The organism is Nocardia sp. NPDC058518, from assembly GCF_042719655.1.
Lineage (GTDB): Bacteria > Actinomycetota > Actinomycetes > Mycobacteriales > Mycobacteriaceae > Nocardia.
The window spans coordinates 85,053-101,229 of the sequence record NZ_JBHXNJ010000020.1; the positions used below are offsets into that span (position 1 = coordinate 85,053).

The 16,177-nt window shown below is 67.8% G+C and carries 17 protein-coding genes; 13 read left to right on the forward strand and 4 right to left on the reverse strand.

The genetic code is table 11. The annotated features are described in order from the left end of the window. Positions 1-41 precede the first annotated feature (41 nt). Positions 42-1,733, reverse strand: coding sequence for an APC family permease (locus ACFWPX_RS28685; protein ID WP_378930718.1), 1,692 nt, complete (start codon positions 1,731-1,733; stop codon positions 42-44). A gap of 212 nt (positions 1,734-1,945) precedes the next feature. Here ACFWPX_RS28685 and pdxT point away from each other — a divergent pair, with 212 nt between their 5' ends. Together pdxT and ACFWPX_RS28695 are read left to right on the forward strand one after the other, a co-directional pair. Continuing rightward, complete coding sequence (pdxT, locus tag ACFWPX_RS28690) at positions 1,946-2,566, forward strand: pyridoxal 5'-phosphate synthase glutaminase subunit PdxT (protein WP_378930647.1); 621 nt, start codon at positions 1,946-1,948, stop codon at positions 2,564-2,566. A 93-nt stretch (positions 2,567-2,659) separates the two neighbouring features. Next, positions 2,660-3,415 (forward strand): YebC/PmpR family DNA-binding transcriptional regulator, encoded by a 756-nt coding sequence (locus tag ACFWPX_RS28695; RefSeq protein WP_378914580.1) that lies wholly within the window; start codon positions 2,660-2,662, stop codon positions 3,413-3,415. A gap of 59 nt (positions 3,416-3,474) precedes the next feature. Here the strand turns inward: ACFWPX_RS28695 and ACFWPX_RS28700 are convergent, their stop codons facing one another. Further along, on the reverse strand, positions 3,475-3,975 hold the full coding sequence (locus ACFWPX_RS28700; protein WP_378914579.1) for an SRPBCC domain-containing protein: 501 nt from the start codon (positions 3,973-3,975) through the stop codon (positions 3,475-3,477). Between the two features lie 92 nt (positions 3,976-4,067). Between ACFWPX_RS28700 and ACFWPX_RS28705 the strand changes: the two genes are divergently transcribed. The 6 genes from ACFWPX_RS28705 to ACFWPX_RS28730 all read left to right on the forward strand — a co-directional run bounded on the left by ACFWPX_RS28705 (position 4,068) and on the right by ACFWPX_RS28730 (position 7,985). Beyond that, positions 4,068-4,577: an O-acetyl-ADP-ribose deacetylase gene (locus ACFWPX_RS28705; RefSeq protein WP_378914578.1), complete on the forward strand. Its 510-nt coding sequence runs from the start codon at positions 4,068-4,070 to the stop codon at positions 4,575-4,577. Between the two features lie 56 nt (positions 4,578-4,633). Then, positions 4,634-5,080 carry an acyl-CoA thioesterase gene (locus ACFWPX_RS28710; protein ID WP_378930649.1) on the forward strand — a complete coding sequence of 149 codons (447 nt, stop codon included), beginning with the start codon at positions 4,634-4,636 and terminating at the stop codon, positions 5,078-5,080. 80 nt (positions 5,081-5,160) lie between these two features. Beyond that, the gene (ruvC, locus tag ACFWPX_RS28715) at positions 5,161-5,730 is read left to right on the forward strand and encodes a crossover junction endodeoxyribonuclease RuvC (RefSeq protein ID WP_194825156.1); all 570 of its coding nucleotides are present in this window, start codon (positions 5,161-5,163) and stop codon (positions 5,728-5,730) included. Continuing rightward, positions 5,727-6,326 carry a Holliday junction branch migration protein RuvA gene (ruvA, locus tag ACFWPX_RS28720; RefSeq protein ID WP_378914576.1) on the forward strand — a complete coding sequence of 200 codons (600 nt, stop codon included), beginning with the start codon at positions 5,727-5,729 and terminating at the stop codon, positions 6,324-6,326. The genes ruvC and ruvA overlap by 4 nt, the downstream gene beginning before the upstream one ends. 3 nt (positions 6,327-6,329) lie before the next feature. Continuing rightward, complete coding sequence (gene ruvB / locus ACFWPX_RS28725) at positions 6,330-7,418, forward strand: Holliday junction branch migration DNA helicase RuvB (protein ID WP_378930651.1); 1,089 nt, start codon at positions 6,330-6,332, stop codon at positions 7,416-7,418. A gap of 54 nt (positions 7,419-7,472) precedes the next feature. Further along, positions 7,473-7,985 (forward strand): GtrA family protein, encoded by a 513-nt coding sequence (locus ACFWPX_RS28730; RefSeq protein ID WP_378914574.1) that lies wholly within the window; start codon positions 7,473-7,475, stop codon positions 7,983-7,985. A gap of 167 nt (positions 7,986-8,152) precedes the next feature. On the opposite strand, the gene ACFWPX_RS28735 is transcribed toward ACFWPX_RS28730, so the two are convergent. Beyond that, positions 8,153-8,731 carry a DivIVA domain-containing protein gene (locus ACFWPX_RS28735; RefSeq protein ID WP_378914573.1) on the reverse strand — a complete coding sequence of 193 codons (579 nt, stop codon included), beginning with the start codon at positions 8,729-8,731 and terminating at the stop codon, positions 8,153-8,155. Positions 8,732-8,767: 36 nt separating this feature from the next. Then, entirely contained in the window at positions 8,768-9,397 is a 630-nt protein-coding gene (locus ACFWPX_RS28740) for a TetR/AcrR family transcriptional regulator (RefSeq protein WP_378930653.1), read from the reverse strand. Between the two features lie 85 nt (positions 9,398-9,482). Between ACFWPX_RS28740 and ACFWPX_RS28745 the strand changes: the two genes are divergently transcribed. The 5 genes from ACFWPX_RS28745 to ACFWPX_RS28765 all read left to right on the forward strand — a co-directional run bounded on the left by ACFWPX_RS28745 (position 9,483) and on the right by ACFWPX_RS28765 (position 16,176). Continuing rightward, positions 9,483-10,973 (forward strand): flavin-containing monooxygenase, encoded by a 1,491-nt coding sequence (locus tag ACFWPX_RS28745; RefSeq protein ID WP_378930655.1) that lies wholly within the window; start codon positions 9,483-9,485, stop codon positions 10,971-10,973. Positions 10,974-11,115: 142 nt separating this feature from the next. Then, positions 11,116-11,457, forward strand: coding sequence for a preprotein translocase subunit YajC (yajC, locus tag ACFWPX_RS28750; protein WP_378914570.1), 342 nt, complete (start codon positions 11,116-11,118; stop codon positions 11,455-11,457). 99 nt (positions 11,458-11,556) lie between these two features. Then, a complete protein-coding gene (secD, locus tag ACFWPX_RS28755; protein WP_378930657.1) occupies positions 11,557-13,263 on the forward strand; it encodes a protein translocase subunit SecD in 1,707 nt (568 codons plus the stop codon). Beyond that, the gene (gene secF, locus ACFWPX_RS28760) at positions 13,260-14,438 is read left to right on the forward strand and encodes a protein translocase subunit SecF (protein ID WP_378930659.1); all 1,179 of its coding nucleotides are present in this window, start codon (positions 13,260-13,262) and stop codon (positions 14,436-14,438) included. Before secD ends, secF begins: the two co-directional genes overlap by 4 nt. A gap of 25 nt (positions 14,439-14,463) precedes the next feature. Continuing rightward, a complete protein-coding gene (locus tag ACFWPX_RS28765; RefSeq protein WP_378914567.1) occupies positions 14,464-16,176 on the forward strand; it encodes an ABC transporter substrate-binding protein in 1,713 nt (570 codons plus the stop codon). Position 16,177 lies beyond the last annotated feature (1 nt).

A 16,177-nucleotide genomic window follows, 5' to 3' on the forward strand; every position in this document is an offset into this window, starting at 1 on the left:
GTGTGCGGCTCGCCTCCACCCCCCCCCCCCACCCCCCACGACTAGGGAACCTGCACGCGCAGGTGGCACACCACGGTGTCGCTCATCCGGCGCAGCACACGTTCGAGTTCGTCGCTGCGGTGGCTCGGCAGCACCCGATCCCACCCGTTCGGTGGATCGATCTCGGCGATCACCACGACCTTGCGCCGACTTCCGAAATTGTCGCGGACATAGCGGGCGACCGGTCCGCCGACGGTGGCGTCGCTGTCCTCGAGCAGGACGAGGCGCACCTCGGGATGCCAGACATCCCATGCTTTCGTGAACGCCGTCGTCGATTCACCCGGCAGGCAGACGTGCACGGCGGTGACGTCCTCGCCGATCGACATGGCGGCCGAGAGCGCTTCGCGACTGAGTTCGCAGACTTCCGCGATCGGCACGATGATCGCGGTCCCGGTCGGGCGTGGCTGCGCGGGCACCGCACCGGTACCGCGCGAACCACCGATCCTGGTGTAGGCGTTGCGAATCCGTTCCATGCCGAGCATCAGCAGCGGCAGCACGAGCACGATCAGCCAGGCACCCTCGGTGAACTTCATCGCGGTGGTGACCACGGCCGCGACGAAGGTCAGCAGCGCGCCGAAGCCGTTGAGCGCGATTCGCCAGCGCCAGCCGTCGGCGCGGGTCAGCCACCAGTGCCGGACCATGCCGGTCTGGGCGATGGTGAACCCGACGAACACGCCGATCGCGAACAGCGGGACGAGCGCGTTCATGCTGCCCGCGGCAGCCACCACCAGCACCGCGGCACTGATCCCGAGCGTCAGCACGCCGTATCGGTAGACCCGGCGCGGGGTGGCGACGGAGAACCGGTGCGGCAGGCAGTTGTCGTCGGCGAGCAGTCTGGTGAGCGTCGGCAGCCCGCCGTAGGAGGTGTTCGCCGCCAGCGCGAGCAGGATGACGGTGGCGAATTGCACCACGTAGTAGCCGATGCCGTGGCCGAGCGCGGCCTCGGTGAGCTGCGAGAGCACGGTGGTGCCCTCGATCGGCTGCAACGAGAACTTCTCGATCAGGACGGCCAGGCCGATCAGCATCGTGCCGAGCAGCAGGCCCAAGGCGACTTCGGCACGCTGGGCGCGCCGCACGCGCGGCTGCTCGAAGCTGGGCACCGCGTTCGCGATCGCCTCGACACCGGTCAGCGCGGCGCAGCCACTGGAGAACGCCTTGAGCAGCAGCAGGACACCCACGGTGTGGATATCGCTGACCGCCGCCGTGCCCGCGGTGACGGCCGCTGGTTCCGAACGCAGCAGCCCGCCGATGATCACCACGAAGATGCCGCCGACGAACACCGCGGTGGGCAGCATGAACGCCTTCGCGCTCTCGGTGATGCCGAGCAGATTGAGCGCGGTGATACCGACCAGCACGGCCAGGCAGATCCACACCGTGTACCCGTGCAGCGCGGGGAACGCCGAGGTCAGCGCGGCGACGCCGGCCGCGATCGAGACCGCGACATTGAGCACGTAGTCGACGATGAGCGAGGCCGCGGCGAGCAGGCTGGTCCGATCGCCGAGGTGCTTCTTGGCGACCGCGTAGGCGCCGCCGCCGTTGGGGAACGCGGCGATCACCTGCCGATAGGACGCGATGAGAACGGCGAGCAGGACCGCGATGGCGAGGGTCACCGGCAGGGTCATGCCGAGTCCGAGCCCGCCCGCGGTGGCCAGGACCAAGACGATGGCTTCCGGTCCGTAGGACACCGAGGCCATCGCGTCGAGGGACAGTCCGGCCAGGCCGGTGGGAACGGTCAGTCCGCGGCGCTCCGGGACGATCTGCGCAGGTCCTGGGGACTTGCGTGGCAGCAGTGCAATCACATATTGCAGTGTCGACCCGTTCCGCGCGGATGCACCCACCGTTGACGGAACCTTGACGGCACGGCGTGAGCGGGCCCACATCGCCGGGGCTCGTAAGCTCAACGGCTGTGAATGCAACCTCGACCGGCTCCCGGCCGACCATCGGTGTCCTCGCGCTGCAGGGTGACGTGCGCGAACACGTTGCCGCGCTGGCGCACTGCGGGGCCGAGCCGGTGCTGGTGCGGCGTGAGTCGGAGTTGGCGGCCGTCGATGGGCTCGTGCTGCCCGGTGGTGAGTCGACCGCGATTTCCAAGCTGCTGCAAGCGTTCGACTTGCTCGAACCGCTGCGGGCGCGGCTGCGCGACGGGCTGCCCGCGTTCGGTTCCTGCGCGGGCATGATCCTGCTCGCCTCGGAGGTCCTCGACACCAGGGCCGACGCCCAGCACCTGTCCGGCATCGATATGACGGTGCGGCGCAACGCGTTCGGTCGTCAGGTCGACTCCTTCGAGACCGACCTGGACTTCACCGGCCTAGACACGCCCGTGCGCGCGGTGTTCATCCGCGCGCCGTGGGTGGAGCGGGTCGGGGACGGTGTCGAGGTGCTGGCGCGGGTGCCGCACGGTCCCGCGCAGGGGCGCATCGTCGCCGTCAGGCAGGGCAATGTGGTGGCTACCTCGTTCCATCCCGAGGTGACCGGCGATCTGCGGGTGCACGAACTGTTCGTCGACCTGGTGCGTATCGCGCGGTGAATGCCCGCGTCGGCGGGCGTCGCGCGCGGTGAGTAGGCTGGATCGAGCTTGTCCGCCCGGGCAGACGCGCAACCGACTTGAAGGAAGTAGGGCATGAGCGGCCACTCCAAATGGGCCACCACCAAGCACAAGAAGGCGGGAATCGACGCCAAGCGCGGCAAACTCTTCGCCAAGCTGATCAAGAACATCGAGGTGGCGGCCCGCACTGGTGGTAGTGACCCTGCGGGCAATCCGACGCTGTTCGACGCCATCCAGAAGGCGAAGAAGACATCGGTCCCCAATGACAACATCGAGCGCGCCCGCAAGCGCGGCGGTGGTGAAGAGGCCGGCGGCGCCGACTGGCAGACGATCATGTACGAGGGCTACGGGCCCAACGGTGTCGCCGTGCTGATCGAGTGCCTCACCGACAACCGCAACCGCGCCGCGGGCGAGGTCCGCCTCGCGATGACCCGCAACGGCGGCAACATGGCCGATCCCGGTTCGGTGTCGTACCTGTTCGCCCGCAAGGGCGTGGTGACCCTCGAGAAGAACGGCCTGTCCGAGGACGACGTCCTCGAGACGGTCCTCGACGCGGGCGCCGAGGATGTCAACGACCACGGCGACGTCTTCGAGATCATCTCCGAGCCCGGCGATCTGGTCGCGGTGCGTTCGGCTCTGCAGGCCGCGAACATCGACTACGACTCCGCCGAATCCGGTTTCCAGGCGTCGGTGTCGGTCGCTGTCGACGCCGAGGGCGCTCGCAAGGTGTTCAAACTGGTCGACGCGCTGGAAGACAGCGACGATGTGCAGAACGTGTACACCAATGTCGACATCTCCGACGAGGTCGCGGCGGAACTCGACGACGAGTAGGTTCCCCGCTCGTTGAACCGCCCCGGCCGTGAATTCGGCTGGGGCGGTTCACGTTTCGGCTAGGACGCCCGCTGCTGGTAGTAGTTCGACATCGACGGGTAGTAGTCGGCGAAATCCGGGCGTTCGGTGTGCGTGCACGCGGCGACGAACATGTCCGCGTAGTACTCCCAGCCCGGACCGATCTGCGGGATCTCCGCCAGCTGGTATTCGGACGTCAGATGGTGGACCAGGCGCAGCTCGGTGGCCGCGCCGGTATCGAGCAAGGTCACCTCCAGGCGCCACACGCCGATCTGGTCGGTCGAGGAGATGCCGAGGTGGATCGGTGGGGTGCAGTCGTCGATGTGCATCGGCGTCCACGGTTCACCCTCCTCGAACCGCATCTGCACCCGGATGGTGTTGCCGGTCCCCGCGTCGCCCTCCCAGGTGCCGTACCACCCTGATGTCAGATGCGGATCGGTCAACCGTGCCCACACCTCCTCGATCGGCAACCCCAGCGACCGGGTGATCACCAGATCCCGCCCGTCGGGCGTCGGCACGATGTCACCGGTGGGTATGGCCATGTGTGGTACTCCTCGCCTCGGACGGACCGACCATGCCGGACTTCCTCGACCGTACCCGTGGTCGAAGTCCACCCCCCGGCACAATGAGGATCATGACGCGAATCGATGCGGTCCGTGGCGACATCACCGAACAGCAGGTGGACGCGGTGGTCAACGCCGCGAACTCCTCGCTGCTCGGCGGCGGTGGCGTCGACGGCGCGATCCACCGCAAAGGCGGCCCGCAGATCCTGTCCGAATGTCGCGACCTGCGCGCCTCCCAGTACGGCAAAGGCCTGCGGACCGGGCAGGCGGTGGCGACCACCGCGGGCCGGTTGCCCGCGCACTGGGTGATCCACACGGTCGGCCCCGTATGGTCGGCCACCGAGGACCGCTCCGAGCTCCTCGCCTCGTGCTACCGCGAATCCCTGCGCGTGGCAGACGAATTGGGTGCGGCGACAGTCGCGTTCCCGGCGATCTCCACCGGCATCTTCGGCTGGCCGATGGACGATGGCGCGCGGATCGCGGTCGAGACCGTACGCGCGGCCGAAACAGCGGTGACGCAGGTGCGGTTCGTCCTGTTCGACGACCGGGCATTCGAGGCCTTCACCGCCGCGCTCGGGTAGCGCCGGCTCGGCGGACGGCGACGAATGTGTCGTACCCCGGTGGCACACTCGCGGGCATGACGGAAACCAGTGTGCCGTTTCGGGTTCGGATCCCGATCCGGGTGTCCGATCTCGATCCGCAACTGCATGTCACCGGCTCGGCGTATCAGCAGTTCGCCGACCACGCGCGGTTCGCGTGCGTGACCGAGGCCGGGGTCTCGGTGCCGGACTTACTCGCGGCGGGGTTGGGGCCGGTCAATCTCGAGTTGAACGTTCGCTATCTGCGTGAGCTGCGCGCGAACGACACGGTCGAGGTCGACTGTCGGTGGGAGTGGGGGCAGGGCAAGACCTATCGGGTGGAGCACACCCTCACCAGGGAAGACGGTGAGGTCGCTGCGACGGTGTCGTATGTGAGCGGTCTGCTCGACCTGCGCGCGCGCAAGTTGGTCGCGGATCCGGCGCGGGTCTGGGCTGAGCACGCACGCGACCCCGCGCTACTCGGGCTGGCGCCGCGACCGGCGTGAGCATCGTGTCGCTGGTCGGCCGGAACGTGGGGATGCTCTAGACTTTCGAACAACTGTTCGTGTCTTCGAAGGGGTGGCCGGTGCGGGTGATGGGCGTCGATCCGGGTCTTACCCGGTGCGGGCTCAGCATGGTCGACAGCGGGCCGGGCCGGAAGGTGGTCGCCCTCGATGTGGGGGTGGTGCGGACGCCGCCGGACGCCGAGCTGGCATTGCGGTTGATGGCTGTCGCCGATGCCGCCGAGGAGTGGATGGATACCCATCGGCCCGAAGCTGTCGCGATCGAGCGGGTTTTCGCGCAGCACAATGTGCGGACCGCGATGGGCACAGCACAGGCCGGTGGGGTGATCGCGCTGGCCGCCGCGCGGCGCGGGATCCGGGTGGCGTTCCATACGCCCAGCGAGGTGAAAGCCGCTGTCACCGGCAACGGTACGGCGGACAAAGCACAGGTCACCGCCATGGTGACGCGGATTCTCGGGTTGCAGGTCGCGCCGAAACCCGCCGATGCCGCCGACGCGCTCGCGCTGGCCATCTGTCATTGTTGGCGGGCGCCGCTGATGGACCGGATGGCGGCCGCGCAGGCACAGGCGGAGGAGGTCCGCCGCCGCTACGAACAACGGCTCGCCGAACAACGGAAGGTGGTGCGCGGGTGATCGCGTCGGTACGCGGTGAGGTACTCGAGATCGCGCTCGATCACGTGGTGATCGAGGCCGCGGGCGTCGGGTACCGCCTCAATGCCACCCCGGCCACTCTCGCCGGGCTCACCCGCGGCGAACAGACCCGCCTCTACACGGCGATGATCGTGCGCGAGGACTCGATGACCCTGTTCGGGTTCGCCGACACCGAAGCACGCGAACTGTTCGGGCTGCTGCAGACCGTCTCCGGCGTCGGCCCCCGCTTGGCGATGGCCGTGCTCGCCGTGCTCGAACCCGAAGCACTGCGAAAAGCGCTGGCCGAGAGCAATGTCGCCGCCCTGACCCGGGTCCCCGGCATCGGCAAGCGCGGCGCCGAGCGGATGGTCGTCGAACTGCGCGACAAGGTGAACCAGGTGGCTGTGCCCACCGGTCCGCCCGGCGCGGAAACACCGAGTACCCCTGTGCGCGAACAGGTTTCCGAAGCGCTCATCGGCCTCGGGTTCCCCGCGAAGCAGGCCGAACAGGCCGTCGACACCGTCCTGGCCGACCAGCCGACCGCCACCACCTCGGTGGCCTTGCGCGCGGCGCTCGGCCTGCTCGGCAAGAACAGGTAGACCGTGTACGACGACGACATCGACGAGACCGACGAATCCGACCTCACCGCCCGGTACCTCAGCACCGACGGCGAAACCGAAACCGGTCTGCGTCCCACCTCGCTCGACGAGTTCATCGGCCAGCCCCGCGTGCGCGAGCAGCTCGCACTCGTCCTGCGCGGCGCGACCCAGCGCGGCGCCACCCCCGACCACGTCCTGTTGTCGGGACCGCCCGGCCTCGGTAAGACCAGCATGGCGATGATCATCGCGGGCGAACTCGGCACCGCCCTGCGCATCACCTCGGGTCCGGCACTGGAACGCGCGGGCGACCTCGCCGCCATGCTGTCCAACCTGGTCGAGGGCGATGTCCTGTTCATCGACGAGATCCACCGGATGGCCCGCCCGGCCGAGGAGATGCTGTACCTGGCGATGGAGGACTTCCGCGTCGACGTGGTGGTCGGCAAGGGCCCCGGCGCGACCTCGATCCCCCTCGACATCGCCCCGTTCACCCTGGTCGGCGCCACCACCCGCTCGGGCGCGCTCACCGGCCCGCTGCGCGACCGCTTCGGCTTCACCGGCCACATGGACTTCTACGATCCCGCCGAACTGCTGCAGATCCTCACCCGCTCGGCCCGCATCCTCGGCGTGCAGATCGACCACGACGCCGCCGCCGAAGTCGCCGGACGCTCCCGAGGTACTCCGCGGATCGCCAACCGGCTACTGCGCCGCGTCCGCGACTATGCCGAGGTGAGGGCGGACGGCATCATCACCCACTCGATCGCGATGGCGGCGCTCGAGGTCTACGACGTCGACGCGCTGGGCCTGGACCGGCTCGACCGCGCCGTCCTCGGCGCGCTCGTCCGTGGATTCGGTGGGGGACCGGTGGGCGTATCGACCCTGGCCGTCGCCGTCGGCGAGGAAGCGGCAACCGTGGAAGAGGTCTGCGAACCGTTCCTGGTGCGCGCCGGACTCGTCGCCCGCACACCCCGCGGCCGGGTCGCGACGGCGGGCGCCTGGGAGCATCTGGGCCTGGTACCACCGCCCGATCTGGTGATCGGCGCCATCGAAGTGCGTGGGCGCGAACCGCAGCCGAGCGCCGATCGCTTCGACTGAGATACCTCTGCTCCAGGCGGGCACCACACCGCGACGTCGTCTACTGTCGATTCGGTGGCAGTCCTAGAGGTGGTGCAACGACTCCCCGAGCCGTTGCGTTCCCTGCTGATGAAGCATCGGGAACTTCTGAAATTCGCCGTGGTCGGAGCGATCACCTGGTTCATCGATACCGGGGTCGTGTACGCGGTGAAACTGACCGTGCTCGGCGACAAGCCGCTCACCGCGCGCCTGCTCGGCGCGCTGATCGCGACCATCGCCTCCTACATCCTCAATCGCGAGTGGTCGTTCCGCGCACGCGGTGGCAGGCAGCGCAGTCACGAAGCCGCCCTGTTCTTCACGGTCAGCGCACTGGGCATCGCGGTCACCATGATCCCGCAGGCGGTGTCGCTCTACGCGCTGAATCTGCGTGTGCCGCATGTGGATCCGACGGTGCAGATGGTCGCGAACTTCGTCTCGGGTCAGATCCTGGGCGTCCTGCTGGCCATGGCGTTCCGCTTCTGGGCCTTCCGCCGCTACGTCTTCCCCGACGACCTGCGCGAAGCCGAACTCCACAGCATCCAGGGCTGAATCATTGGCGGCTGGCGCCGCGGGTTTTCGGCCTGGGAACCTTGATCTTCCCTCCCGCCGGGTACTCCTTCGTCGCACCCTCTGGTCAGTCCAGATCAAGGCGGCCGAAAACTGGCGGCTGACGCCGCCATTATTTGTCTACTGGGGCCGCAGGCGGCCGAGGACTGTCAGTGCCGACGTTCGGGGTGTTCCAGGGCCGTGATCACCAGGTCTATGAAGGCGTCTACTTCTTCGCGGGCATAGCCACGGGTGCCGAGTCGGGTGTCGGTGAAGCGGACGCCGCGCACGTCGGAGGTGGTGAGGCTGCCGGGGCCGTTGTGGGCCAGGGTCGCCGCGACCAAATCGAGGAAGGCGTCGACCTCTTCCTCGTGATAGCCGCGCCTGCCGACAGCGGACTGGGTGAAACGCATGCGGTGCACGTCGTCGGGGGTGAGCATCTGGGCGACATCGTCGCCCGCCCGTGCCGCGGGCACGGGAGCGCCGCCCTTCTGACGATGTTCGAGCTCGGTCCGCACCCGGTCGAGGAAGTCGTCGACCTGGTCGGCCTGATACCCGCGACCGCCGAAACGCGGTGCGCCGAAGTGCACGTGACGGATGTCGTCGGCGGTGAGCGCGCCCAGCCCGTCGAGGGTGGCCGACACCCGTTCCAGAAAGGCGTCGACCTCGTCGGCGTGGTAGCCGCGATGCCCCAGCGTCGGCATGGCGAAGTGGGTGCGGCTCACATCGTCGGGCGTCACAGCGGTCATTGTCTCAGGATTGCCCTTCTATCCCACGGCTTTTCGCTATCGGGCAGCGGCGCGCACGCCATCGATGAACAGCCGCCGCACCGCGTGACTGTACACCGACATCGATGCCGGATCAGGCGTTCGCATGCCCGCGACGAGCCCGGCGACGATCATGCCGAGTGCCGCCTTGGCGGTACTGGCGGTGTCGATATCGGTGCGAAGGTAACCGACACGCATGCCGTGCTCGAGGTAGCGCGTCATGAGGATCTCGGTGGCGTCGATCAGGCCGTACACCCGTTCGGTGAGTTCGTCGTCGATGCCGGTGGCGTGGAACAGCAGCAGGTGCGCCGTGCGGGGATCGTCGAGCAGGACGCGGTTGAGTGAATCGCCGATCCGGTCGATCAGCGCGGCATATTCCTCGATGGTGGCCGCGCTTTCGGGCTCGATGTCATCGTCGAGCGCGCCGAAGATGCGCCCGCTCACCTCGTCGATGACATGGTCGATGATGTCGCGCTTGTTCGCGAAATAGCGGTAGAAGGTGCCGTGCCCGATGCCGAGGCGCGTGGCGATATCGGCGATCCCGGTGGCGTGGTAGCCCTTCTCTGCGAAGCAGTCGAACGCGGTATCGACTATCTCCCTGCGCAATTCGGCTTTGCGCTGGTCGATTCGCGAGGGTGGCTTCGTCACATTGACGATGTTACTGTCGATGTAACCGGAATGACACATCATTCCGGTGATTCGGCATTCTCATAGCTCATTGTGGAGGTTCGACGTGGTACCTCAGTTCGACGCGATCGTGGTCGGAGCGGGTTTCGGTGGCATCGGTGCAGGCATCGAACTCGACCGGCTCGGGTTGCGCGATTTCGTCATCCTGGAACGGGAAGACGACCTGGGCGGCACCTGGCATGTGAACAGGTATCCGGGTCTGGCGGTCGACATCGCGTCGGTGACCTACTCCTATTCCTTCGAGCCGAACCCGCGCTGGACCCGGCTGTTCGCACCCGGCGCCGAGCTGAAGAAATACGCCGAGCACGTGGCCGACAAATACGATCTGCGCAGGCGGATGCGGTTCGGGACCGTCGTCGACGGTGCGCGCTGGGACGCGGAGAACCAGCAGTGGGTGGTTTCGATCGCCGGCGGTGAGACGCTCACCGCGCGCTATCTGCTCGCGGCGACGGGGTTCCTGTCCCAGCCCTACACTCCGCCGTTCCCCGGCATCGAGTCCTTCGCAGGCAAGATCATCCACACCACCGACTGGGACGCCGAGTACGACCTGACCGGCCGCAAGGCCGCCATCATCGGCACCGGCGCCACCGCGGTGCAGTTGGTGCCGGAGGTCGCGAAGAAGGTCGACGCACTCACCGTGTTCCAGCGGACCCCGATCTGGGTGGTGCCCAAGGTCGACGCCCCGATTCCGGGGGTGGTGCGGGAACTGTTCGACAGAGTTCCGCTCACGCAGAAGGCGGCCCGGCTGGTCAATACCGGCATGCTCGAGGCGCTGATGGTCGTCGGCGTGCTGCATTACAAGCAGGCCAAACCACTGAACCGGGCGGCCGCCGCGCTGGCCAAGGCGCACCTGTTCGCGCAGGTGCGTGATCCGGAGACCAGGCACAAGCTCACCCCGCACTACGACTTCGGCTGCAAGCGCCCGACGTTTTCCAATCAGTACTTCAAGACGTTCAACCAACCGCACGTACGGCTGGAAACGAACTCGATCGACCATGTGGAACCCGACGGCATCGTCACCGCCGACGGCCACAAGACCGAGATCGACACCCTGCTGCTCGCCACCGGCTTCAATCTCTGGGACGTGAACTTCCCGGCCATCGAGATCGTCGGTCGCGACGGCGTGAACCTCGGAAAGTTCTGGCGCGACAACCGTTTTCAGGCCTACGAGGGCATCACCGTGCCCAAGTTCCCGAACTTCCTCAGCCTCAACAGCCCCTACTCCTACAGCGGGCTGTCGTACTTCACCACCATCGAAGCCCAGATGAAGCACATGGGCCGGTTGTTCACCGAGCTGTTCCGCCGCGGCGAGCAGACCTTCGAGGTCACCGAAGAGGCCAACGCGGAGTTCCTCGACCGGATGACCGGCAAGCTGGGTTCCTCGGTGTTCTACGGCGGCGACTGCGCCACCGCGCGCAGCTACTACTTCAACCAGCACGGTGAAGCGGCGCTGCTGCGCCCGACCAGCACCGCCGCCGCGCACCGCGAGGCTGTCACCTTCCCGCTCGACGATTACCGCTACGGCCCCGTCGCCTGAGCGCCCTCGGCCCCGGTTCGCGCAGTGCGGACCGGGGCCGTTTCACGCGCGCGTCGGTGTCCGGTGTGTCGCCGCGGCGGGGAACTGGCAGACTGTCAGGCGTACTTGCACGTCCACCACTGACTAGGGACTGACTTCGACGATGGACTTCCTGTTTCCGCTGCTGATCCTGGCCCTGCTCGTGCCGATGTTCTTCGGAATCCGCAAACAGAAGCGGGAGGCCGAGAAGGTCTCGACGATGCAGGAGGCCTTGAAGGTCGGCGACGCTGTCGTCACCACCTCGGGTCTGTACGGCACCGTCGTCGACCTCGACGAGAACACCGTCGACCTGGAGATCGCCGAGGATGTGGTCACCACGTGGCTGCGCCAGGCGATCCGTGAGGTGCGCGCCGAGGAGCCGACGGTCGAGGAGACCCCCGAGGTCACCGACGCCCCCGCCGAGGAAGCCGTGGAACAGACCGAGACCCGGCTGACCAAGGACTGACCAGTCTCTTTTCCCGCCCGGGCGCGCACTGCGTTCCGGGCCGGGCACCGTTGTGCCCACCGATCCAGCCTCGACTTCCCGCCTAGGAGATGACCTGCTGTGCCACCTTCCCAAGGATCGGCGCATCCGTTCCGGCTGCTCGGCGTCTACGCCGCGCTGCTGGCCGTGATCTACGCGCTGGTGTTCTTCACCGGTGACCATTCCCCGTCGGCCAAGCTCGGCATCGACCTGCAGGGCGGTACCCGCGTCACGTTGACCGCGCGTACCCCCGACGGCAACAAGCCGAGCCAGGAGAGCCTGAAGAAGGCGCAGGAGATCATCGAGAACCGTGTCAACGGTCTCGGCGTCTCCGGCTCCGAGGTGGTCATCGACGGTGACAACCTGGTCATCACGGTGCCCGGCGAGGACAGCCAGCAGGCACGCGCGCTGGCCACCACCGCCAAGCTCTACATCCGCCCGGTGCTGTTCGCGACCGAGCCGCAGGCAGGCGGGGCGGCTCCGCCCGCGACCGGCACCGCACCACCAGGTGGCACCGCACCCCCGGCGGCGACGGACACTCCGGCGCCCGCGCCCGGTGAGTCGCCCGCGCCCACCGGCGAGGCACCGACCACCCCGGCACCGCAGTCGCGGGTGTTCCCCGCACAGGCACCGCCGACCCCGACGCCAACGCCGCCGCCCGGTGGTCTCACCCACCAGCAGCAGCAGGCCAAGGAGATCGCCGACGCCAAGGCGCTGCGCCAGAGCACCGATCAGCAGGTTCAGCAGGTCGCCGTGGCGGCCATGGACTGCACCAAGCCCGATCCGCTGGCCGGTAACGACGACCCGACCCTGCCGCTGGTCACCTGCTCGCAGGACGGCACCGAGGTGTTCCTGCTCGGCCCGAGCCGCATCGACGGCCAGGAGATCGCCGACGCGACCTCCGCCCTGAACTCGGCGCAGGCCCGGCACGAGGTGAACCTCGAGTTCAAGTCCGCCGGTGCCGACGCCTGGTCGAAGCTGACCGGTGAGTACGTCAACAAGCGGGTCGCCTTCGTGCTCGACTCGAAGGTCGTCAGCGCGCCGCAGGTGCAGCAGGGCCCGCAGCTGGGTGGTCGCACCTCGATCTCGGGTAGCTTCACCGCCGACAGCGCGTCCGAGCTGGCCAACACCCTGAAGTACGGTTCGCTGCCACTGTCGTTCCAGACCTCGGAAGCGGAGACGGTCTCGGCGACGCTGGGCCTGTCCTCGCTGAAGGCGGGTCTGCTCGCCGGTGCCATCGGCCTGATCGCGGTGCTGCTCTACTGCCTGCTCGTGTACCGGATGCTCGGCCTGCTGGCCGGGTTCTCGCTGATCGCGGCCGGTGTGGCCGTCTACGGCATCATCGTGCTGCTCGGGCGGTGGATCGGCTTCACCCTCGACCTCGCCGGTATCGCCGGTCTGATCATCGGTATCGGTCTGACGGCGGACTCGTTCGTGGTGTTCTTCGAACGCATCAAGGACGAGATGCGCGAAGGCCGCAGCTTCCGATCGGCCGTGCCGCGCGGTTGGGCACGAGCGCAGCGCACCAACCTGTCCGGTAAGACGGTCAGCTTGATCGCCTCGGTCGTGCTGTATCTGCTCGCTGCCGGTCAGGTGAAGGGCTTCGCCTTCACCCTCGGCGTCACCACCGTGCTCGACGTGATCGTGCTCTACCTGGTCACCGCACCGCTGCTGATGCTCGCCGCCCGCTCGCCGTTCTGGGCCAAGCCGTCGGTGAACGGCCTCGGCTCGGTTCAGCAGATCGCCAGGGAACGCGGCCAGGCCAGGTCGAAGGAGATGTCACGATGAGCAACGACAACCCCACCGAGGAATCGGTGAACCTGGACTCCTACGAGCCCGCACAGGGCCCGAAGCACGGGTTCTTCGAACGTCTCTACACCGGCACCGGCGGCTTCCCGATCGTCAGCAGGCGCAGGTTCTTCTACACGCTGTCGGCGGTGCTGCTGCTGATCTCGCTGCTCAGCATCGCGGTGCGCGGCTTCACCCTCGGTATCGACTTCGAGGGTGGCTCGCGCATCCAGATCCCCGCGGCCGACAACGTCACCACTCAGCAGGTGGAAGACGTCTACGCCGAGACGCTGGGCCATGGGCCGGTCTCGGTGCAGAAGGTCGGCTCCGGGGCCTCGGCCACCATCCAGGTACGCTCGGAGACCCTCGACCTGACCCAGACCGAACAGGTCCAGTCCGCGCTCTTCGACGCATTCCAGCCCAAGGACTCGTCCGGCCAGGTGAGCCGCAACGCCATCAGCATCGCCGAGATCAGCGAGACCTGGGGCGGGCAGATCACCCAGAAGGCGCTGATCGCGCTGGCGGTGTTCGTGCTGTTGACGATGATCTACATCGCCATCCGCTTCGAACGAGACATGTCGATCGCGGCGATCGTTTCGCTGTTCTTCAACCTGTTCGTGACGGCGGGTATCTACTCGCTGGTCGGGTTCGAGGTGACACCGGCCGCGGTGATCGGCTTGCTCACGATTCTGGGCTACGTGCTCTACGACAACGTGGTGGTCTTCGACAAGGTCGAGGAGAACACCCGTGGCGTGCTGCACCTGAACAAACGCACCTATGCCGAACAGGCGAACCTGGCGGCCAACCAGACGCTGATGCGCTCGATCAGCACCACGGTCATCGGCATCCTGCCGATCATCGGCATGCTGGTGATCGCGGTCTGGCTGCTCGGTGTCGGCACGCTCAAGGACCTCGCGCTGGTGCAGCTGGTCGGCATGATCGTCGGCGCCTACTCCTCGATCTTCCTCGCCGTGCCGGTGCTGGTCTCGATCAAGGAACGCTGGGGTCCGGTGGCCGCGCACACCAGGAAGGTCCTGGACAAGCGGGCCGGGGTCGGCGCGGGCGTCCGGGTTCCGGTGGGCGCGTCGGCGGCCCGTGGTCCGCGACCGACCGACAGCGGCGCGCCGCGGCCGGGTACGCGTCCGAGCGGAAAGCGTCAGAAGAGAAGGCACTGACGACCGACGAGCAGGGGGTCTCATCATGCGACGCAGCACGATTCGACTGATCACCGGGCTGGCCACGGCGGCCGTGACCACCTCCGTGGTGGCAGGCTGCTCGGCGAAGAACCAGGTGCCCTCCATCGGGTACGCGGTCGACGCCGCGGTCGCCAGCTACAACGGCGCGAGCACGCTCGGTGCCAGTAGCGGTGCCACCGCGGTGTTCGGCCGCGTGCTGACCGGGTTCTTCTACACCGGACCTGATGGTCAGCAGGTGGCCGACACCGATTTCGGTACGGCCAAGGAAGTGCCCGGCGAGACCCAGACGGTGCAGTACCGGCTCAACCCGGACGGGGTGTACTCCGACGGGGTGAAGACCTCCTGCGACGATCTGGTGCTGGCGTGGTCGGCCCGCTCGGGCCAGTTCACCCGCCCCGGCGATCGCGGGCCCGTCTCGTTGTTCGACGCGGCGAGCACCGCGGGCTACGACGAGATCGAACGGATCGACTGCCAGCCGGGATCCAAGGACGCCACCGTGGTGTTCCGGCCGGGCAAGCACTACCTGCCGTGGCGGACGCTGTTCACCGCGGCCGAGGTGATGCCCGCGCACGTGGTGGCGCAGGCGGTCGGTGTGCCGAATGTGGTGAACGCCCTGCAGACCGGCGACGGTGCGGCGATCGGCCGGATCGCCGATTTCTGGAACACCGGCTGGACCGTGAAGGCCGGGGCGCTCGACCTGACGAAGTTCCCGTCCTCGGGGCCGTACCGGATCGAATCCTTCAGCGCGAAGGACGGTTTGGTGCTGGTCGCCAATGAGAAGTGGTGGGGTGACGCGCCCGAGACCAAGCGGATCGTGGTGTGGCCCAAGGGCACCGACTTCGCCGCCAAGGCGAAGGAGAACGCGCTCGGGGTCGTCGATCTCGGCGCCGGGTCGGTCGCGGATCTGAAGCTCGACGGTTTCGACGAGCAGACGGTCGCGAGTCGCGGCGCCGAACAGCTCGTGCTCGCCACCGGCGGAGTGTTCTCGCGGGTGGAGGTGCGCCGGGCCTTCGCGCAATGTGTGCCGCGGCAGGCGCTGTTCGACACCCTCGGCAAGGCGGGGGAGCCGCCGAAGCACGGGCTCGGTGCCGGTGTTCTGAATGCCCGTGTGGTGCAGCAGGATTCGCTGTACTACCCGGCGGTGATCGGAGGTGCCGATCGGTATCGCGGCGCCGACATCCCCGCGGCCACCGCGACCTTGGCCTCCTCCGGCACCGCGCAGCCGACGGTGCGGATCGGTTATCAGGGGCCGGACGCGCGTCGCGCGCAGACCGTGGCGATGATCGCCGAGTCCTGCCGTGGGGCAGGAATCACCGTGGTCGACGCGGGTGCGCCGGACTTCACGCCGTTCAGGCTTCCCGAGGGTGCGGTCGACGCGGTACTCGGCGGAACCGGTGCGGTGCCGGGGCCCTCGGGGTCGAGTGCGGGTGTTGTCGCGTTCGCCGCGTTGCGGGCCGGTAGCGGCCTCGATTTCGGTGGCTTTGCTAATGGTCGCTACGATGCGATCACCGATCAGCTTGCGGGCGAGGCCAACTCGACCGCGACGCTGAACCTGCTGACCGAGGCCGAGAACCTGCTGTGGGCGCAGCTACCGAGCATTCCGTTGTTCGCGACGCCGCGCATCATCGCCTTCGGCAACGGCATGCAGAACGGGATCGCCGGGCCGACACAGGCCGGTACCGGGTGGAATATGGATCGCTGGGTGTTGCAGCGATGAG